General features: G+C 62.4%; 19 protein-coding genes and 1 tRNA gene. 17 read left to right on the top strand and 3 right to left on the bottom strand.

Annotated features, from left to right (window positions below; translation table 11 throughout):
• Positions 1–99 precede the first annotated feature (99 nt).
• From AAAX31_RS06690 to hisE, 10 genes are all read left to right on the top strand, one after another.
• The gene (locus AAAX31_RS06690; protein WP_117770657.1) at positions 100–1,161 is read left to right on the top strand and encodes an SIS domain-containing protein; all 1,062 of its coding nucleotides are present in this window, start codon (positions 100–102) and stop codon (positions 1,159–1,161) included.
• 262 nt (positions 1,162–1,423) lie between these two features.
• Positions 1,424–3,139, top strand: coding sequence for an ATP phosphoribosyltransferase (gene hisG, locus AAAX31_RS06685; RefSeq protein WP_349076626.1), 1,716 nt, complete (start codon positions 1,424–1,426; stop codon positions 3,137–3,139).
• Between the two features lie 105 nt (positions 3,140–3,244).
• Complete coding sequence (hisD, locus tag AAAX31_RS06680) at positions 3,245–4,681, top strand: histidinol dehydrogenase (protein WP_117769954.1); 1,437 nt, start codon at positions 3,245–3,247, stop codon at positions 4,679–4,681.
• 1 nt (position 4,682) lies between these two features.
• Entirely contained in the window at positions 4,683–5,798 is a 1,116-nt protein-coding gene (gene hisC / locus AAAX31_RS06675) for a histidinol-phosphate transaminase (RefSeq protein WP_197032780.1), read from the top strand.
• Positions 5,799–6,386, top strand: a complete 588-nt coding sequence (gene hisB / locus AAAX31_RS06670) for an imidazoleglycerol-phosphate dehydratase HisB (RefSeq protein ID WP_117769952.1) — start codon at positions 5,799–5,801, stop codon at positions 6,384–6,386.
• A gap of 80 nt (positions 6,387–6,466) precedes the next feature.
• Positions 6,467–7,168: an imidazole glycerol phosphate synthase subunit HisH gene (locus tag AAAX31_RS06665; protein ID WP_117769951.1), complete on the top strand. Its 702-nt coding sequence runs from the start codon at positions 6,467–6,469 to the stop codon at positions 7,166–7,168.
• Positions 7,165–7,908, top strand: coding sequence for a HisA/HisF-related TIM barrel protein (locus AAAX31_RS06660; protein ID WP_117769950.1), 744 nt, complete (start codon positions 7,165–7,167; stop codon positions 7,906–7,908). Before AAAX31_RS06665 ends, AAAX31_RS06660 begins: the two co-directional genes overlap by 4 nt.
• Positions 7,909–7,911: 3 nt before the next feature.
• Positions 7,912–8,694 (top strand): imidazole glycerol phosphate synthase subunit HisF, encoded by a 783-nt coding sequence (hisF, locus tag AAAX31_RS06655; protein WP_117769949.1) that lies wholly within the window; start codon positions 7,912–7,914, stop codon positions 8,692–8,694.
• Positions 8,695–9,024 carry a phosphoribosyl-AMP cyclohydrolase gene (gene hisI / locus AAAX31_RS06650; protein WP_117769948.1) on the top strand — a complete coding sequence of 110 codons (330 nt, stop codon included), beginning with the start codon at positions 8,695–8,697 and terminating at the stop codon, positions 9,022–9,024.
• 45 nt (positions 9,025–9,069) lie between these two features.
• Entirely contained in the window at positions 9,070–9,387 is a 318-nt protein-coding gene (hisE, locus tag AAAX31_RS06645) for a phosphoribosyl-ATP diphosphatase (RefSeq protein WP_006235893.1), read from the top strand.
• 147 nt (positions 9,388–9,534) lie between these two features.
• On the opposite strand, the gene AAAX31_RS06640 is transcribed toward hisE, so the two are convergent.
• Positions 9,535–10,446 carry a PHP domain-containing protein gene (locus tag AAAX31_RS06640; protein WP_117769947.1) on the bottom strand — a complete coding sequence of 304 codons (912 nt, stop codon included), beginning with the start codon at positions 10,444–10,446 and terminating at the stop codon, positions 9,535–9,537.
• Positions 10,447–10,765: 319 nt separating this feature from the next.
• Between AAAX31_RS06640 and larC the strand changes: the two genes are divergently transcribed.
• The 6 genes from larC to AAAX31_RS06610 all read left to right on the top strand — a co-directional run bounded on the left by larC (position 10,766) and on the right by AAAX31_RS06610 (position 16,195).
• Positions 10,766–11,251: a nickel insertion protein gene (larC, locus tag AAAX31_RS06635; protein WP_117769946.1), complete on the top strand. Its 486-nt coding sequence runs from the start codon at positions 10,766–10,768 to the stop codon at positions 11,249–11,251.
• A 73-nt stretch (positions 11,252–11,324) separates the two neighbouring features.
• Positions 11,325–11,873 (top strand): phosphodiesterase, encoded by a 549-nt coding sequence (gene yfcE / locus AAAX31_RS06630; RefSeq protein WP_217108252.1) that lies wholly within the window; start codon positions 11,325–11,327, stop codon positions 11,871–11,873.
• 2 nt (positions 11,874–11,875) lie between these two features.
• Positions 11,876–12,736 (top strand): nucleoside triphosphate pyrophosphohydrolase, encoded by an 861-nt coding sequence (gene mazG, locus AAAX31_RS06625; RefSeq protein ID WP_117769944.1) that lies wholly within the window; start codon positions 11,876–11,878, stop codon positions 12,734–12,736.
• A gap of 189 nt (positions 12,737–12,925) precedes the next feature.
• A complete protein-coding gene (gene eno, locus AAAX31_RS06620) occupies positions 12,926–14,215 on the top strand; it encodes a phosphopyruvate hydratase (RefSeq protein WP_117564903.1) in 1,290 nt (429 codons plus the stop codon).
• Positions 14,216–14,411: 196 nt separating this feature from the next.
• Complete coding sequence (locus AAAX31_RS06615) at positions 14,412–15,173, top strand: hypothetical protein (protein WP_233506155.1); 762 nt, start codon at positions 14,412–14,414, stop codon at positions 15,171–15,173.
• Positions 15,174–15,193: 20 nt separating this feature from the next.
• Positions 15,194–16,195 carry a hypothetical protein gene (locus AAAX31_RS06610; protein ID WP_117847847.1) on the top strand — a complete coding sequence of 334 codons (1,002 nt, stop codon included), beginning with the start codon at positions 15,194–15,196 and terminating at the stop codon, positions 16,193–16,195.
• 145 nt (positions 16,196–16,340) lie between these two features.
• Here AAAX31_RS06610 and AAAX31_RS06605 read toward each other — a convergent pair whose 3' ends face one another.
• Together AAAX31_RS06605 and AAAX31_RS06600 are read right to left on the bottom strand one after the other, a co-directional pair.
• A complete protein-coding gene (locus AAAX31_RS06605) occupies positions 16,341–17,642 on the bottom strand; it encodes an AAA family ATPase (protein ID WP_117847849.1) in 1,302 nt (433 codons plus the stop codon).
• A 440-nt stretch (positions 17,643–18,082) separates the two neighbouring features.
• Positions 18,083–18,183 (bottom strand) — tRNA-OTHER (locus tag AAAX31_RS06600).
• 125 nt (positions 18,184–18,308) lie between these two features.
• On the opposite strand from AAAX31_RS06600, the gene AAAX31_RS06595 reads away from it, so the two are divergent.
• On the top strand, positions 18,309–19,562 hold the full coding sequence (locus AAAX31_RS06595; RefSeq protein WP_158556974.1) for a site-specific integrase: 1,254 nt from the start codon (positions 18,309–18,311) through the stop codon (positions 19,560–19,562).
• Positions 19,563–19,766 lie beyond the last annotated feature (204 nt).

Raw genomic sequence — 19,766 nt, 5'->3', positions numbered from 1 at the left:
TTTGGATTGGTATTAAATAACAAGCAATCGTATGGCTATAATTGGTATCAGCAAGAAGCGCGATGTATAGAATTGCGCACATGTGATGGGAGGACACACATGAAGGAGACCGAGAAGATCGAGATCATGCACTTCGACCAGGAGGGCTACCTCGAGGACGGCAGGAACGTCTACGAGGCCGGCAAGAAGATGACCGCCCTGGCCGACCGCGTGCACGAGGAGGGCTACGACGCCGTCTTCCTGATGGGCGTCGGCGGCACCTGGGACGAGTTCATGCAGCTCGAGTACCTCATGAACAAGTTCGGCGACCGCGACCTCGAGGTCTACCTGATCCACGCCGCCGAGTGGAACGTCATGGGCCACAAGCGCATGACCGACAGGTCCGTCGTGCTGACCGCCTCCGAGTCCGGCACCACCCCCGAGGTGCTCGAGGCCGTCGGCAAGATGAGGGAGATGGGCGTGCGCGTCTTCGCCATGACCAACCCCGAGGGCAAGATCGGGCAGGCCGTGGGCGCCGAGAACTGCGTCATGATGGCCTCCGACCACGGCGCCGGCGGCTGCGAGAAGGGCTACTACCTCGCCGACTGCTTCGGCCTGCGCCTGCTCAACCGCCGCGGCTGCTTCCCCAAGTTCGACCTGTTCATCGAGCAGACGAAGGACGTCTGGAAGGACATGCTCGACATCCGCAAGCGCTTCGAGCCGCGCGCCGAGGAGCTCGCCAGGAAGTACGCGCTGGCCGACTACACCATGTTCATCGGCTCGGGCGCGCTGTGGGGCGAGACCATCCTGTACTCCATGTGCCTGCTCGAGGAGATGCAGTGGAAGCGCATCCGCCACATCACCTCGCACGACTTCTTCCACGGCACGCTCGAGCTGCTCGAGCCCGGCGTCCCGGTGTTCCTGTTCATGGGAGAGGACGAGTGCCGCGCCCTCGACGAGCGCGTCCGCGCCTTCCTCACCAGCGGCGTGACCGGCGACGAGGACTACGTCATCATCGACACCGCCGAGTACGCGATCCCGGGCCTGGACGACGACTTCCGCGTCATCGTGTCCCCCTGGATCCTGTCCGTGCTGACCACCGACCGCCTCGCGCGCAACTACGAGCTGGTCACCAAGCACAACCTCAAGTACCGCCGCTACTACCACCAGTTCGACTACTAAGAGCTGGTCACGGGTCCGATATCTTGGCTGGTTGATATCTCGACCCTGCACAAGGGCGTCCGCAATTGCGCGGGCGCCCTTTTTGCGTTGTGACAAGAGACTGCTGCTAACCGCTTGCCCTATGTTTCCAAATGAATACGGTGTGAGCCGAGGAGGACGATTCTCCCCGCAAACACTCTAGTATGCTAAAGTACCCAGAAGACCGGCGGAGCTATGCCGGTCTTTCGTTCTATATGAAACACAGCATGAGGAGGCTCACCAGATGACGGCCACACCGTGGGGATTCCGGGACATATTGCCCGAGGAGGCTCAGGCGCGCGAGGAGATCGCGCTGACGGTGAAGGGCTGCTTTAGGGAGCATCATTACCTGCCGGTCGAGACGCCGCTACTCGAGGACAAGGGTTCGCTCGAGGAAGGCGGCCGCATCGCGGATACGCCGTTTAAGCTCTTTGATGACGACGGTCGCCTGCTGGTGGTCCGTCCCGACAACACGCTGCCGATCGTTCGCCTGGTTTCGACTCGCATGCGCGCGGCCGACCTGCCCCTGCGCCTTCGCTACGAGGCGCCGGTGGTTCGCGAGTGCCAGCGCAATGCCGGCGGCTCGCGCCAGTTTACACAGCTGGGCTTTGAGCTTATCGGTGCGGGCGATACCGCGGGCGATGTCGAGATTGTCTCGCTCGTGGCCGAGGCGGTGCGCAAGCTGGCGCTGCCCGATGCACGCATTATCGCAGGTAGCGTGCGTCCGTTTAAGGAACTGCTCGCGGCGTGCGAGGATCGCGAGCTGGCTGCCGAGGCCCTGCGCTGCGTGCACGCCAACGACTTTGTGGGCCTCGATGCCCGCGTGGCGGCAAGCACCGGGTCCGATGCCGTCAAGGCCGCCATTAGCGAGCTGCCGCGTCTGCACGGCGGTGCCGAGGTACTCGACCGCGTGGACGCGCTGCTGGAGGCCGCCGGTATCGTCGCGCCGCTGACGCGCGAGCTGCGTGCCCTGGTTGAGGGCCTGGCACCCGAGGACGCCCAGGTGCTGTCGTTCGACTTCTCCATCATGAACTCTTTCGATTACTACACGGGCCTGGTCTTTAAGGCTTATGCCGGCGGCCTGCCCGATCCGGTCGGTTCGGGCGGACGCTACGACTCCATCTTTACCGGCGCATTTGGCGACGGCATCGAGGTACCGGCGGCGGGTTTTGCCTTTTCGCTCGAGCGTCTGGAGGCCGCGCGCACCTCGGCCGAGGACGCCGCTTCCGACGGCGATCACGCCGTGGGTCGCGGCGCCGAGGGTCCGCTGCGCATCGCCGTGCCCAAGGGCTCGCTCAAGGCCGACACGCTCGACGTGCTCGAGGCCGCGGGCTTGGACGTCTCTGAGCTGCGTGACCCCGGCCGTCACCTGATCGTGCGCGGCCGCGACACGCGTGTCGGCGAGGGCGCGGTCGGCGATATCGAGTTTGTCATCGTGCGCCCCAGCGACGCGCCTGCTTTTGTGGGCTGTGGCGGTGCCGATTGCGGCATCTGCGGCTGGGATTCGCTTATCGAGGCAGACCTCAACCTGCTGCAGCTGGTCGACCTGGGCTATGGCCTGTGCACCTTTATCGAGGCGGAGCCCGCATGGCGCGCCGGTCAGGCCGAGCGCAACTATGCTCGCCGCGGGTCGCTTCGCGTGGCAACCAAGTATCCGCGCATCGCGAGTGCCTGGTATGCCGAGCGCGGCGTGAACGCCGACATCGTTTCGCTGCACGGCAACATCGAGCTGGGCCCCATCGTCGGCATGACCGATCGCATCGTGGATATTACCGCCACGGGCGCCACGCTGCGCGACAACGACCTGGTCATCACCGGTCGCATCATGGACTGCACGGCCCGCTTCTTTGTCAACCCGGGTGCCGCGCGCCTTGATCCGCGCGTACGCAATCTGGCAGATCGCCTGGCCGCGGCCGTTAAGGACAAGCATTTTGAGCCCGTCGCGGGCTCGGCACAATAGCGCGAGCGCGCACGGGCGCCCCAACGTACGGGCTGCGGGCCGATTGGCGCCGCCGCCCGGTCTCTCGTTTTTCGAACATAACCTCGACCGATAGGGGATACCGATATGAAGACCATCAAACTTGCTCCCGGTGAGCGCCTCGTTACCAACCAACTCAACCGTAAGGGCGTGCTGCCGCAAAACATCGTCGACGCCGCCCGCGATATCGTGGCCAACGTGCGCGCCAATGGCGATGCCGCGGTGCGCGACTACTGTCGGCGTTTTGACGGCGTTGAGCTGCAGAGCTTCCGTCTGCCGCAAGAGCAGATCGATGCCGCGCTCGAAGGCCTCGATCCGGCCTTTGTCGCCGCGCTCGAGAAGGCCGCGCGCCAGATTCGCGAGTTCCACCAGCGCGAGGTCGAACAGAGCTGGTTTACCACGCGCCCGGACGGCACGATGCTCGGCGTTAAGGTGACCCCGTTCGCGGCGGCTGGCATCTATGTGCCGGGCGGTCGCGCGCAGTATCCCTCCACGGTGCTCATGAACGCCATTCCCGCCAAGGTTGCCGGCGTCAAGCGCGTGGTTATGGTGACCCCGCCGCAAAAAGACGGCCTGATCAGCCCCTACACGCTCGCCGCGGCAAAGCTCGGCGGCGTGGACGAAATCTATATGGTGGGCGGCGCCCAGGCCGTGGCCGCGCTGGCATACGGTACCGAGACCATTCCGCGTGTCGATAAAATCACCGGTCCGGGCAACGCCTTTGTCGCCGCGGCCAAGCAGATTGTCTCGGGCGACGTGGGAATCGACATGGTCGCTGGCCCCTCCGAGGTCTGCGTACTGGCCGATGCCACGGCCAAGCCCATGGTGGTCGCGGCAGACCTGATGGCCCAGGCCGAGCACGATCCGCTGGCAGCCTGCTATCTGGTGACTTGCGACGAGCAGTTTGCGCGCGAGGTCGAGGCTGGTATCGACATTCTGGTGGCGCAGTCGCCGCGTGCCGAGATCACGCGCGCCTCGCTCGACAACGAAGGCACCATCGTGGTGGCCGCCGATATGGCTGCCGCCGTCGAGGCCGTGAACACCGTGGCGCCCGAGCACCTGGAGCTGCACTGCAAGGATGCGATGGGCCTGCTCGGCGGCATTCGCAACGCCGGCGCCATCTTTGTGGGCGCCTGGAGCTCCGAGCCGCTCGGCGATTATGTTGCCGGCCCCAACCACACGCTGCCGACCGGCGGCACGGCCATGTTCTCCAACCCGCTTTCGGTCGAAGAGTTCGTTAAGCGCTCGAGCGTCATTTGCTATACGCCCGAGGGCCTGCTCTCCGACGCTCCCGCCACACAGCGTCTGGCCGAGGCCGAGGGCCTGTGGGCGCACGCGCTATCCGCCGCCCTGCGTCGCCGTGTGCTGGAGCAGGGCGAGGATGCCGTGAGTGCCGAGTCTCTGGCCGCGGCCGACCTGACCAAGGTCGCTTGGCCGGGTGACGCCGTGGCGACGGTTGCCGAGGGCGTTGACCTGGCGGCTGCGGGCGCGGATGGCGTTGGCGCGACCGGCGAGGAGGCCTAACATGGCCGAACTCACGCCGCGCATGAAGGAGCTCGTCCAGCCCTACCTGGCCGGCATTGAGCCCTATGATCCCAACTTTACGCCCACGCGCATCAATCTTTCGGCCAACGAGAACACCTATCCCGTGCCCGCTGTCGTGCGCAAGGCGGTTGATGCGGCCTTGGCTGCTACGCCGCTCAACCGCTACCCCGATCCCATGTCCAACGACCTGCGCGACGAGCTTGCCGCTTGGCATGGCGTGGCTCGCGAGAATATCTGCGTGGGCAACGGCGGCGACGAGTTGCTCTATAACTACCTGCTGGCGTTTGGCGGCGCGGGACGGACCTTGCTCAACTGCCCGCCGTGCTTTAGCGAGTACGCGTTCTTTGCGTCGCTTTGTCAGACCGAGGTGCGCGATGTGTGGCGCGATCCGGTAACCTTTGAGCTCGACCAAGCGGCTGTGCTCGCCGTGGCGCCGGAGTGCAACCTGGCCATCGTGACCTCGCCCAACAATCCCACGGGCGATGTGGCACCGCTCGACTTTGTCGCGGCCCTGTGCGATGCGTGCCCCGGCATGGTCATGGTCGACGAGGCCTACGTTGAGTTTGCGGACGATTCGTTTGGCGCGGCCACCACGGCGCAGGGGCTTATCGCCGAGCATCCCAACCTGGTGATTCTGCATACGCTGTCCAAGGCGTTTGGCGCCGCCGGCACGCGTCTGGGCTATGTGATCGCGGCGCCCGAGGTCATCGATGTGTTTGCGGCGATTCGCCAAATCTACTCGGTTAACGTGCTAAGCCAGGCCGCCGCGCTTGCCTGCGTACGTGCCCGCGATGCGTACGCACCCGTGGTGGCACAGGTTGCATCTGAGCGCGAGCGCGAGCTGTGCGCCCTACGCGCAATGGCTGCCGAGGGTCTGCCCGTGGAGGCGTGGCCGAGCGCGGCGAACTTTGTGCTCGTGCGCACGCCGCATGCCACGCGCGTGCGCGAGCGTCTGCGCGACGAGTATTCGATTTTGGTGCGCGACTTTAGCTACGCGCCGGGGCTCGCGGACTGCCTGCGCATTACCGTGGGCACCCCGCAGGAAAACGACGAGGTGCTGGCAGCGTTTGCCGCGCTGGTGAAGGAGGAGATGTAGATGGACCGCTATGCCGAGGTAACCCGCAAGACGGGCGAGACCGACATTGTCGTAAAGCTCGACCTGGACGGATCTGGCGTGTGCGATATCTCGACCGGCGTGCCGTTTTTCGACCACATGCTCAACGCTTTTGGCCGCCATGGTCTGTTCGATCTGACGGTGCACGCGGTGGGCGACGTCGAGGTCGATGCGCATCACACCGTCGAGGACACGGGTATTGTACTGGGCGAGGCGTTTCGCCAGGCGCTGGGCGACAAGGTGGGCATTACGCGCTTTGCCGACGCGGCGATCGCCATGGACGAGACGCTTGTGATGGCTGCCGTTGATATTTCGGGCCGTGGGCAGGCCTACTGCGAGCTGCCCGTACCGACTGAGCGCGTGGGCAGCTTCGATACCGAGCTGGCCGTCGAGTTCTTCTACGCCTTTGCGCGCGACGCCAAGCTCACTCTGCACGTGCGCGAACTGGCGGGCGGCAACTCGCATCACATTATCGAGGCCGCCTTTAAGGCCGTGGGCCGCACGATGCGCCAAGCCTGTGAGCTGGACCCTCGCGTGCAGGGCATCCCCAGCACCAAGGGTTCACTGTAACCGCCACAAGGGTAAAAACCACCACGAAGGTGCCTGTCCCCTTTGTGGTGGTTTTGGATGATGGGAAAAGGGAGGGTCGCGTGGGCGAACCGAAGATTGTGGTGGTCGACTACCACAAGGGCAACTTGTCGAGCGTTGTGCGCGGGCTTGCGCGCGCCGGTGCCGCCGCCTGCACGTCGGACGATCCGGAGCAGATCCGCAACGCCGACGGCCTGGTCATCCCGGGCGTGGGCGCGTTCTATGACGCGATTGTCTTTATGCGCCAAAGCGGCGAGGCGGCGGCCGTGCTCGACGCCGTTGCCGCCGGAACTCCGCTGCTCGGCATCTGCCTGGGCCTTCAGCTATTTTTTGAGCGCGGCAACGAGGGCGTGCCGGCGGACGAAGGCGCGGACGCGGACGACGATGCCTCCGAGCAGGCTGGCGGTCCCTGGGTCGATGGCCTGGGTATTATGCGCGGCTCGTGCACACGCTTGGAGTCGAGCCGCCTGAAGGTGCCGCACGTGGGCTGGGACCAGGTGCACATGACGCCCGCCGGCGCGGCCGATCCGCTGCTTGCTGGTTTTGCCGAGGGTGCCAACATGTACTTTACCCACAGCTACGCGGTGGCCGACGACGCCGATGCCGCCGATGTGCTGGCGCGCACGCACTATACGCGGAGCTTCCCGTGCATCGTGCGCCATGGCAACGTGTGGGGCTGCCAGTTCCATCCCGAGAAATCCTCCGCGCTGGGTCAGCGCATCCTTAAGAACTTCGTCAACATCGTCGAGGAGGCTGGCCGATGATCCTGTTTCCCGCAATCGATCTGATCGGCGGCAAGGTCGTGCGCCTGGAGCGTGGCGACCGCAGCCGCTGCAAGGTATATTCCGACGACCCCGTGGCCGTTGCTCGCTCGTTTGCCGAGCAGGGCGCAAGCTGGGTGCACGTCGTCGACCTGTCCGCTGCCTTTGGCGAGGACGAGGACACATGCGCTGCCAACTCGGCGGCGATTAAGGCCATCTGCGGCGTCAACGGTCTGTCCGTGGACGTGGGCGGCGGCGTCCGCTCGCTCGCGCGCATCGACGAGTTGGCCGGCTACGGTGCGCGCCGCATTGCGCTGGGCACCGTGCTGGTGACCGAGCCGGGTTTTGCCGAGGTGGCAGCCAAAGGTTTTGGCGAGCTGTTGGTGGCCGACATTGCCGCATACGACGGCCAGGTCAAGGTGAACGGCTGGCGTGATGGCGCGGGCGTGGCACTCGACGATGCCGTGGCACAGCTCACCGAGCTGGGTTTTAAGCACCTGGTCTACACCGACATCGCGCGTGACGGCATGCAGACGGGCATCGATGTGGCGGCGTATCGCCATGTGGCCGAGGTCGCGGGCTTTCCCGTCGTGGCATCGGGTGGCATCTCGACGCTCGACGACATCCGTGCGCTGGCCGCAGTGGGTGAGGGCGCGATTGAAGGTGCTATTACCGGTCGCGCGCTCTACGAGGGCAACTTTACGCTGGTACAGGCGCTGGCCGCCGCCCGAGGGGAGGAGTAGTCCATGCTTACCAAACGTGTGATTCCCTGCCTGGACGTCAAGGACGGCCGTGTGGTCAAGGGCGTCAACTTTGTGAGCTTACGCGATGCGGGTGATCCGGTGGAGCTGGCGCGTGCCTATGACCGCGAGGGTGCGGACGAGGTCGTCTTCCTGGACATTACCGCCACGAGCGACAACCGTGCGACGACTATCGAGATGGCGGCGCATGCGGCCGAGGAGCTCGCTATTCCCTATACCGTGGGTGGCGGTTTCCGCGACTTGGCGGGCATGCGGACCATGGTTGCCGCCGGTGCCGATAAGGTGTCGCTCAACTCTGCCGCCGTGCGTGACCCGTCGCTGATCAGCCAGGCTGCCGCGGCGTTTGGCAGCCAGGCCGTGGTCGTGGCGATCGATGCCAAGCGCGTTGGTTTGCCCGGCGCATCCGGTGCCGACAAGTGGGAGGTCTTTACCGCGGGAGGCCGCAACGCCACGGGCATCGACGCGGTGGCGTGGGCCGAGGAGGCGGCTCGCCGCGGCGCCGGCGAGATCCTGCTGACCAGCATGGACCGCGACGGCACCAAGGCTGGCTTTGACCTGGCGCTCACCCGCGCCGTGGCGCGCGCGGTGCCGATTCCGGTGATTGCGAGCGGCGGCGTGGGCACGCTCGAACATTTTGCCGAGGGCGTGATCGAGGGCGAGGCTGATGCCGTGCTGGCGGCCAGCGTCTTTCACTTTGGGACGTTCAGCATTCGCCAGGTGAAGGAGTATATGGCCTCTCAAGGTATTCCCGTGAGATTGGATTTTTAAATGGAGCAAGTGGCAACTGCGTCCGAGCTTAAATACGACGCCCGTGGGCTGATTCCTTGTGTGGTTCAGCAGTACGACACCGGCGAGGTGCTTATGGTTGCTTGGATGAACGAGGAGTCGGTGGGGCTTACGCTCAAGACCGGTACCACGTGGTTTTGGAGCCGCAGCCGCCAGGAGCTCTGGAACAAGGGCGCGACGAGCGGCAACATGCAGGCGGTCAAGGAGCTTTGGGCCGACTGCGATAGCGATACGCTGCTGGTCAAGGTCGACTCGCCGGGCCCGGCCTGCCATACCGGCAACCGTACCTGTTTCTTTAAGAAACTCGCGTAGGGCGGGCGCTCGATTAGACGCTCGGCCACCAGAAAGGATTGAACCATGGGTGTGCGCACCGCAAACGTTCAGGATGGAAATATCGGTGAGACGCTGACAGGTCTGGCCGAGGTGATTCACGGTCGTCGTGATGCATCGCCGCAGGAGAGCTATACCGCGCGTCTGCTGACCGACGTCGAGGACGAGCTGCTCAAGAAGCTTGCCGAGGAGGCAAGCGAGGTGATCATGGCCTGCAAGGATAACGATCACGATCACATCCGCTACGAGGCCGGCGACCTGGTCTACCACTTGCTCGTGACGCTTGAGCGCTACGGCATCACCCTCGACGAGTTGGCCGGCGAACTCAACGCCCGCCGCCACTAGTCATTGGGGACGTTCTTAAACGACTAGTCGTTTGGGACAGTCTTTGTTGGTGTAACGGGGTCATGGAAGTTGCGGTGAAATAGGGACTGTTTAAGCGCTTCATCAGGCAAAACAATCCCTATTCCACCGCAACTTATGAAGGGATGGCTAGGCGAGGGGTGTGGATTCCCATTCGCCGGTGGGGTGGGGGACGTCGAAGGCTCGGTAGCCACAGTCGTAGGCGTGTGCCTGGGCCTCACGGATGTTCCAGCAAATGTCGCAGGCGCGGTGTGCGTCCGAGCCAAAAGTGATCGGCACCTCGGCGTGGGCAAAGCGGCGCAGCAATCCGGTCGCGGGATAGTAGTCTTCGAGGCCCTTGCGCGGTGCGGCGGTCGAGACCTCAACGCGGCGGCCTGTATCGTGCGCGCACTCGGCCATCTGCTGCCAAAACGGTGCGGGGTCTAAGTCGGGCGCAAAGCCTTCCTTCGAAAAGCGCATGACCAGGTCGGGATGGGCCATTACGTCAAAGTTGAGTGAGCTTTCGCAAGCGCGGCACCAGTCGTCGACGTAGCGCTCCCACACGCCGTGTACCCCCAGGTTTTCCCAAACATGCAGGTTGGTGTCATCATCGATCCAGCCGCAAAGGGAATCGGGTGTATCGGGGCGAGCGACGTTTTCCGTTCCCGCCGTACCCGCGGCACCGGCCATGATATCGCCTGGGTTGCCAATCCAATGCACGCTGCCCAGGCGTACGACGGCGTCCTGGGACCAGCGCTCAACCAAAGGCTCGCAGCCCTCGTACCAATCGCATTCAAAGCCATAGATAAGCTCGAGCTCCGGCGCGATTTGCGCGGCAAGCTTGCGGGCATCCTCAAAAGCCAGACGATGTGCCGGCAGGTCGCCCTCAGTAACCTGCACTTCGCAGTTGGCATCCATGCTGGCGGGCAGTGTGAGATGGTCGGCCGAGACCATGACGCGGCAGCCGGCCGCAGCAGCGGCGCGAACGTTGTCTTCAAACGAGGCATGGCCGTCCGAGAACGAGGTGTGGGTATGGCAATCGACCAGCGGGCAGGCAGACATGGCGACTCCTTTGCATTTGGCGAATCCGCTCCATTGTAATGTTGCAGCTCTCAACACGCCGCGCGCCGGAGCTCGAAATCGATTGGAAAGGCTGCGCGGCGCGGCCTCGCTTGCTCCAATACATGTACATCAGCCTCCAAAAGCTGCAAATAATGACATGTTTGGAGGCTGATGTACATGTTTGGCCGGGGCGGTGGAGTGTCGGTTTCTTGTCGACAAGGAAAATCGCGCTCATCACGCGCCGTCACACTCGCGCAGCCTGCGATGTGCTAGCGTTTGGGTGAACAAAACGAGCCCGCGCGGAAAGGATCCAGACCGTATGCAATGCGATAGCACATCCCCGCTGTCTCGCGAGACTGATGCGCCCGAAACTATCGTCAAACTGGAGTGCGACATCGATGATGCGTCGCCCGAGGTGCTTGCCTACGCTGCCGATTGCCTGCGCAAGGCCGGCGCCCGCGAGGTGCATTGGTTGCCGCTTTACTGCAAAAAGGGCCGCCCCGGCTGGCAGCTGCAGGTAATCTGCTCGCACGATGATATCGAGCGCTTGCAGACGATTATCTTTTTGGAGACCACGACCAACGCCATTCGTCGCCAGGTGATGGAACGCGTTTGCCTGCCACGCCGCTTTGAGCGCGTAACGACGCCATGGGGCGAGGTATCCGTTAAGGTGGCGACCCTGCCCGACGGCAGCGAGCGCGCGGCTCCCGAGTACGAGGATTGCGCCCGTCTTGCCCGCGAACATGGCGTGCCGCTCCAACGCGTGATGCAGGCGGCTCAGAGCGCGGCACTGCGATTCGAGTAACACGGTAGATGGGCTCCGCATCCGCCGGATCCCGTATTCAGCCCCCATCAACCCCATTCGAAAGGATCTCCCCATGAAATACCTCATCGCTTCCGACATCCACGGCTCGGCATACTGGACCGAGCGCCTCTGCGCCGCCATTGAGTCCGAGCAGCCCGACCGCATCGTCCTGCTGGGCGACCTGCTTTATCACGGTCCGCGCAACGACCTGCCGCGCGACTATGCTCCCAAGCGCGTGATTCCGCTGCTCAACGCCCTAGCCGACCGCATCATCGCGGTGCGCGGCAACTGCGACGCTGAGGTCGACCAGATGGTCCTCGACTTCCCCGTCATGGCCGACTACGCCACGCTGTTTGACGAGACCGGCCGCGAGCTGTTCCTGACGCACGGCCATGTCTTTGGCGCCGGCATGCACAACAGCGTCGACCACGCGCCCGCGCTGCCCGAGGGCTCCGCGCTCGTCTACGGCCACACGCACATCAAGGTCAACGAGGAAAGCGCCGCGCACCCGGGCCTGTGGCTCTTCAACCCCGGCAGCGTGAGCATCCCCAAGGACGGCTCGCACAGCTACGGCATCTACGAGGGCGGCGCGTTCCGCCACGTGATCCTGGAGGAGGACTAACCATGGCGCAGCATATGGCTCAGCAAAATGCCGAGGGCTCGCGCGATCTGCCCACGCTGATAGACGCGTCGGCCGAGCTGCAGCATCTGGTGCAGACCATCTGGCGTCTGCGTCAGCCCGATGGCTGCCCGTGGGACCGCGAGCAGACGCACCGCAGCATCGGCAAGAACATGATCGAGGAGGCCTACGAGGCGCTCGACTGCATCGAGGCGGACGACGCGGTTCACCTGCGCGAGGAACTGGGTGACGTGCTCATGCAGGTCGTGCTGCATGCGCAGATTGCTGCCGACGCCGGCGAGTTTACGCTGGCCGACGTGGCGCGCGATATCGACGCCAAGCTCATTCGCCGCCACCCGCACGTGTTTGGCGATGCGGATGCCGAGAGCTCCGACGAGGTGCTCAAGATTTGGGACGAGGTCAAGCTTGCCGAGAAAGCCGCCAAGGACAAGGCCGTGGCGGCGGGCGAGGCCGCGCCCGAGGGTCTGCTCGATGGCGTGCCCACGCATCTGCCGGCGTTGATGCAGGCGCAGAAGGTGTCACGCAAGGCGGCCGCCGTAGGCTTTGAGTGGGAGACGGTCCAGGACGTGTGGGACGAGGTTGCCGAGGAGCGTGCCGAGTTTGAGGCCGAGGCCCCTGGCTCGCCCGAGCGCGAAATGGAGTTTGGCGATCTGCTCTTTGCCCTGGTCAACGTCGCGCGCAAAGAGGGGATCGACGCCGAGAGCGCCCTGCGCGCCAGCACGGCAAAGTTCCGCCGTCGCTGGGCCGCGATGGAGCAGATGGCGTCCGACGCCCACGTGGATCTTGCCGAGCTTTCGACCCACGACCTCAACGACCTGTGGGATGCCGCAAAGGCGGAGGAGTAAGACTGCGGGAACGATGGGCTGACATGCCTCATCGTTCCCGCTAAATTTTTCGAAAATCAAGTGTATCCCTCGGCTAACTTAGGGCATAATGCAAAAAGTGCGACATGGCTAACTTACGGAGACGCACCGATGGTGCACGGTCAGCCGGTCGCTTGCATCCACTACGTTTCCAAGTGAGAGGGAGACAACATGAGCGATATTTTGGACGTCTACGGTCGCGAGGTGCTCGACAGCCGCGGCAATCCCACCGTCGAGGTCGAGGTCGTGCTCGAGGACGGCAGCTTTGGCCGCGCAATGGTGCCTTCGGGTGCTTCGACCGGCGCCTTTGAGGCCTGCGAGCTGCGCGATGGCGACAAGGGCCGCTACCTGGGCAAGGGCGTTTCGCAGGCCGTCGAGCACGTCAACAACGAGTGCGCTAACGCCGTCGTGGGCCTCGATGCCTTCGACCAGCGCGCCGTCGATGCCGCGCTGATTGCCGCGGACGGTACTCCCAACAAGACCAAGCTCGGTGCCAACGCCATCCTGGGCGTGTCGCTGGCTGTTGCCCGCGCCGCTGCCGAGTCGGCGGGCCTGTCGCTGTACCAGTACCTGGGCGGCGTCAACGCCCACCTGCTGCCCACACCTATGATGAATATCCTCAACGGCGGCGTGCATGCCGACAACAACGTTGACTTCCAGGAGTTCATGATCATGCCGGTGGGTGCTCCGAGCTTTGCCGAGGGCCTGCGCTGGTGCGCCGAGGTCTACCACACCCTCAAGGGCGTGCTGCACGAGGCCGGCCTGGGCGGCGGCGTGGGCGACGAGGGCGGCTTTGCCCCCAACCTTAAGACCAATGCCGAGCCGTTCGAGTACATCACCAAGGCCGTCGAGAAGGCTGGCTTTAAGCCCGGCGTCGACTTCATGTACGCCATGGACCCGGCCTCGACCGAGTTCTACAACGCCGAGACCGGCATGTACGAGCTCAAGGGCGAGGGCGTGGAGTACACGAGCGCCCAGATGGTTGATTACTGGGAGAAGCTCGTCGACACCTATCCCATCATCTCCATCGAGGACGGCATGGCCGAGGAGGACTGGGACGGCTGGGTCGAGCTTACCCGCCGCATTGGCAACAAGGTGCAGCTGGTGGGCGACGACCTGTTCGTCACCAACACCGAGCGCCTCAAGAAGGGCATTGAGCTGGGCGCCGCCAACGCGATCCTGGTCAAGGTCAACCAGATCGGCACGCTCACCGAGTCGCTCGAGGCCATCGAGACCGCCAAGGAGGCCGGCTACGCCTGCATCGTGAGCCACCGTTCCGGCGAGACCGAGGACTCCACGATCGCCGACCTGGTCGTGGGCGTCAACGCCGGCCAGATCAAGTCGGGTGCCCCGTGCCGCAGCGACCGTATCGCCAAGTACAACCAGCTCATCCGCATCGAGGACGAGCTCGAGGGCAGCGCGCGCTACGCCGGCAAGGCCGCGTTCTACAACATTCGCTAGGCACGCGGAGGTCGCGGGGGCGGGGAAGACTCGGATTCGCCTTGCTCCAGCCGGGCGCGGTTGAGCACCATTGGGCGCTGGGCCATACGGCTCAGCGCCTTTTTTATGTCGAGCAAAGGCTGGCGAAGGCGGTGCGCGCGCTCGTGCTATAACTAGAATACTTAGCGCAAACAAACCTCAACCGCACAAGGCGCACATGGATCAGATTTACGACAACAGGTACTATTCCGCCGGTTCGCGTGAGCCGTCGCCTCGCCGTGCGCGCACGGTGCAGCTCGGTGGGTCCGCCTACGCCGGCGCCGACCGCTCCATGCAACGCCCGACAAGTACCTCGCGCCCCAATGCTCAAGTGAATACTTCGACAGATGGACCAGTGCGCCCGGCACGTTCGTCGCATGCGTCGCGTCCCTCGGCCCAGACGCACGACAGGTCGAGCAGGCCCTCGAACCGTTTTTCGGGCTCGGACTTTATGCACTACGCCAACGACAACGCGGTGGTCAAGGCGATCTACGACTTTACCCATGGTCCTCAGCGAGGGCTATTCATCGGCATCGTCGTTGCTCTGGTGCTCGTGAGCCTGTATTTCCCCGTGCGCGATCTGTACGTGGCAAAGCGTTCGAGCGATATCTTGGCCAAGCAGGTCGAGATTCGTCAGCAATACAATGATGAGCTGCAAAAAAGCGTCGACAAGCTGCTCTCGGAGGAGGGTATCAAGGACGCGGCATCCGAGGACTTGGGCCTGGTGATGCCAGGCGAGAAGAGGATTGAAGTGCAGGGCCTGGACGACGATTCGGATTCGTCTTCGAGCAAGAAGTCGTCGAACGCCAAGAAGGCCAGCGAAGTTGCCAAGGAAATCGAAGAAGTCGGTAAGGACGCCCCGTGGTATATCCAGGCGCTCGACATGCTGTTTGGGTTTAACGGTGTCGAGGGCCAGACGGTCGTGTCCAACGGCGAGTAGCGCCCGGAGGGGAACCCGCAATGGCAGATTGCAAACGATATAAGGTGGCGGCGATCGATCTGGGAACGGTGTCGTCGCGACTGGTGTTGGCCCAGGTCGAGGGCGGGGCGATCGTGGGATCGTCCAAGCATACCGAGATTACCGACCTGGGCGAGGGTGTGGACGCGACGGGTCGCTTTTGCGAGGCGGCTGTCGAGCGTGTGCTCGCTGCGTGTCGCATGTTTGTGGACGAGGCGCGTGCCTTTGGGGCCGCGTGCATTTGCACCACATGCACGAGCGCCGCGCGCGATGCATCCAATGCCGCACTGCTGCTGGACGGTCTGCGTGAGCTGGGGCTCGAACCGCAGGTGATTCCGGGCGAGGTCGAGGCGCGCCTGACGTTTTTTGGCGTGGCGCACGACTTTGCCGGCGAGCGCATCATTGTTGCCGATTCGGGCGGCGGATCCACGGAGCTCGCGACGGGCGTCTATGCGCCGGAGCGTGGGGTCTTTGCGCTGGAGGGCACGCGTTCGCTGGACATCGGTTGTCGCCGTGTGACGGAGCGATTTTTCTCGGCACTGCCGCCCGCACGCGGCGAGCTTACTGCCGCTGCCGCGTGGGCGGGCGAGCAGTTCGCTGCCTATTTTGAGGGCCTGCCGAGCAATTTTGAGCGCGCCGAACGCTTGGTCGCAGTGGGTGGCACCGTCACCACACTCGTGGCGCTCGTTCATGAGCTGGAACCGTACGATTCGAGCTTTGTGCACCTGCGCGAGCTTTCGCTGGATCAGGTTTCGGCCGCTATCGAGCGCATGTCTGCGTTGGATGCGGACGGCATCGCCGCTCTACCGGGTGTACAGTCCAAACGCGCGGGCGTGATCTTGGCTGGTGCCGTGGTAATCCGCGAGCTTATGCGAGCCGGCGGCTACAAGACACTCACTGTAAGCGAGAACAGCTTACTCGCCGGCATGGCCGCCACCATCAACGAGGCTCTCGACGGTGCGACCCCCACCATCTCCTGGACCCCCAGCCTCAGCGCCCTCTAAATAAGTTGCGGTGAAATACGGACTAAAATCGCCCTTTCGGGCACCAAACAGTCCCTATTCCACCGCAACTCAACAGCCGGCACCTGGGGACGTTCCTTTTCTGCCGGCACCTGGGGACAGTCCTTGCGGGGCGTCCCCATGGCGCCTATGCCAGCTTGTCGATTTGCCCAATCTCCCAAAGCGGAATATTGATGAGCATGCCCTCGTCTCTATATGCCGCCAGGGAGCTCCTCACGCAACGCTCGAGTTTGAATTTTTCGCAGGCTATTTTCAGACTCTTCGCTTTAAGGTTCTCTGCCGCCTTGACCTCAAGCGGAAGCACGGTTCCCGCATGGTCGATGGCAAAGTCGGTTTCGGCATTGCCGGAGGTAGAGGACCAATACGCGGGAGTTTTGTCCTGGAGCAAAAGCTCCTGCGCGACGTATTGTTCGGTCAGCGAACCTTTGAACTCGGTAAAAACAGCGGATCCGTTAAGAACGATGGCCGGAGAGAGACCGGAGAGCGCTCCGAGGATGCCGGTGTCGATGCAGAACAGTTTGAAGCCCGAGAGGTCTTCGTAGCTCGAGAGCGGCGCCTTTAGAGCGGAAACACGTGGCACCTTATGAACGATTCCGTAGTCCGTGAGCCACTGGAGGCTTTCCTCGAAATCGCGTGCGCGCGCTCCGGGACGAAGGGCGCCATAGACAAACTTCTTGTTCTCCTTTGCAAGCTGGCCGGGAAGGGATTTCCAAACCAACCTCATGCGCTCGACGATGCGGGCGGGTGCATGTTTGCCAAAATCGGATTCGTAAGCCTCGATGATTTGCTGTTGAAGCCTTCGGGCTTCGATGAAGTCGCGTGTCTCGGCGAAAGTGGAGACAACTTCGGGCATACCGCCGACAACAAGGTATTCCTTGAGCAAGCGCTCGAGCTTTTCGGTAACGTTTGCCAGAAGGTTCATGTCTGCGGCAAGGATGGCATCGGCGAGCGGGTTGCCGTCGACGGCACGAACGAACTCGGCAAACCCCATGGGACGCATGGTGAGCTGGTCGATTTTGCCGACGGGAAATGACTCGTTTTCGCGTCGGAGCGCGAGGCCCATATAGGAACCGGCTGCCACGATGTGGTATTCGGGTGCAAGTTCGTTGAAGTACTTGAGTGAGGTGATCCCGCGTGGCGCCTCTTGGATCTCGTCGAAGATGATGAGCGTGTCTGCCGGCGTTACGGTTTGGCCACGTAGGAGTTCTATCTGGGAGATGATGCGCTTGGGGTCGAGGTCCCCATCGAACAGCGAGCGTGTGCTCGGCTCGAGCATAAAGTCAAAACGAATGACATTTCGATACTGCTGGCTTGCGAATTCGTTAAGAAGCCAAGTCTTTCCTGTCTGGCGGGCTCCCCTAAGCAAGAGAGGTTTGCGATTCGCCCTTGATTTCCAAGCGATAAGTTCACTCATAAGCTGTCGCTGCATATTGCCTCCCAACCCTCTCGGCTAGTATAAGGCCATTTGGTCGTTTCCATCGGAAAATGTGCGAGACAACCACGTTTTTCCATCGGAAAATGTGCGAGACAGCCACGTTTTTCCATCGGAAAATGTGTAAATACCAACCTAAGTTGCGGTGGAATAGTTCCTAAATGGGCTGATAAACTGCCAAAACAGGAACTATTCCACCGCAACTTAGAGCCCCGCCGGCGTGTAAAAGAAACGAGCCCGCATCCCTTGGGGACACGGGCTCGAAAGCTCCATATGGTAGGGGCGGTGGGACGTCCGCGCATTTGCTGCGCAAATACGCACCGGCTTCGGACGCTGCGCGTCCGCTTAACGCTCGCCCCCTCGCGGGTTCGAGTCCCACCGGCATCTAAAAGAAGCGAGCCCGCATCCCTGAGGAACACGGGCTCGAAAGCTCCATATGGTAGGGGCGGTGGGACTCGAACCCACAATCCTTGCGGCGAGAGATTTTAAGTCTCTTTACCGCTCATATAGCTGTTTGCTACCGTTCGCCAACATCCCTTTAAAATAGCAGGTACATCGCTTATCGCTCTATCACCTTATGGCTATAATAGTCATGGTTTGTCATTGTTTCAATGAGATTCGGTACCGAGTGAGGTACCAATGGTACCGAGGTGGAGGCTTCTCATGAGGACGTACACGGCTGCATATGTGCAGAAGCGCAAGGACAGCGATGCATTTCGCGCGTTTGTTGACTTCTATGAGGAGGACGGCAAGAGGCACAAGAAGTCCAAGACGCTCAAGGCCAAGACCAAGCGTGAGGCGAACCGAGAGGCCGAGGACTGGCTCAGGGAGCTTGAGCGTCAAGAGTTGGAAAGCGATGAAACCCCAGAGGCCGTCAAAGCTGCCAACATGCTTGTTCCGGATTATGTTGAATCCTTCATCGATATTTGGGAACAGGGAAAGTCGATTGAACCGTCAACCGTGAAGGGCTATCGATCCACGGCTAAGTACATCCGTTACGGCTACCCCAAGGGCAATGTGAAGGGCTTCGCAAAGGTCAAGGTTAAAGACCTCAAGAAAAAGCAGGTTGAGGAGTGGAGCGCAGGCCTTACCGCAAGCGGCCTAACCTATTCGCCCGTCAAGAAAGCCCTTGGGCTGCTCAAGCAGGTTATGACCCAAGCCGTCTATAACGAGGTGATAGTCGTCAATCCCTGCAACGGGGTCAAGCCTCCCAAGAAGTCCAAGAAGAACGAGGGCATCAACGCCCTGACCGCCAAAGGACTCCGCGATACGCTCAGCATCCTTGCATCGCTAGAGCAGACTCCCGTAACAGTCGGTGCTCGCATTGCACTGTTCACTGGCATGCGAGAGGGCGAGATTTGCGGACTCAAGTGGAAAGACGTCGACCTTGAGAACAAAACTCTATGGGTTAGGGGCGCAATTGGTCGAGCTATCGGCGGCACTTATGAGAAGAACGCCAAGACGGATAGGGTCAGGGATATATGCTTGTCCGATAGTCTCATTGACATTCTTAGAAAATGGCTTGAGGTTCAACAGACGGAGTTCCATGAGTTCGGGCGCACTGTCGGCGCTGGCGACTACGTTCTCGGAGATTTGGACGGATACCTGAGTCCTGATACCTTGAGTAAGGGTTGGAGCGCTATTGCCAAGGCAGTTGGTGTGAAGGGAACAGAGAGTCGCATACCTACGTTCCACGACCTGCGCCATACGTGGGCAACGCGCTACCTTGCCGAAGGCGGGGACGTCAAGACCGCCTCAAGCGTCCTAGGGCACGCAAACGCCGCTATCACGCTCAACACGTACGCGAGCGCTGACCCCGATGCAAAGCGCCGTAGCGCGCTTCTTACGGAGGCGATTGCGGGCGGTCAAGTTGCGCCCAAGAGCAGCATCCTAGAGCTGACGGGCACGGACAACTAAGGGCGTTATTGCTCTCAAGCCAACAGAGTAAATGTGAAGGTCGTGAGGAGCCGATTGCTTCTCGCGGCCTTATTTTTTGGCTCTGTTAGACCATAATTGACATATAGGTGATGCCACCGTGGTATAATGGAATTGTTAACCACGGCATTGGAGCAGATATGAACGCCGAGGATCTGGTCATCACCCTCAAGAAGAATATGGCGA

This window comes from Collinsella sp. CLA-ER-H5 (assembly GCF_040092375.1).
Classification (GTDB): Bacteria; Actinomycetota; Coriobacteriia; order Coriobacteriales; family Coriobacteriaceae; genus Collinsella.
This window is presented reverse-complemented; position numbering and strand designations above follow the sequence as displayed.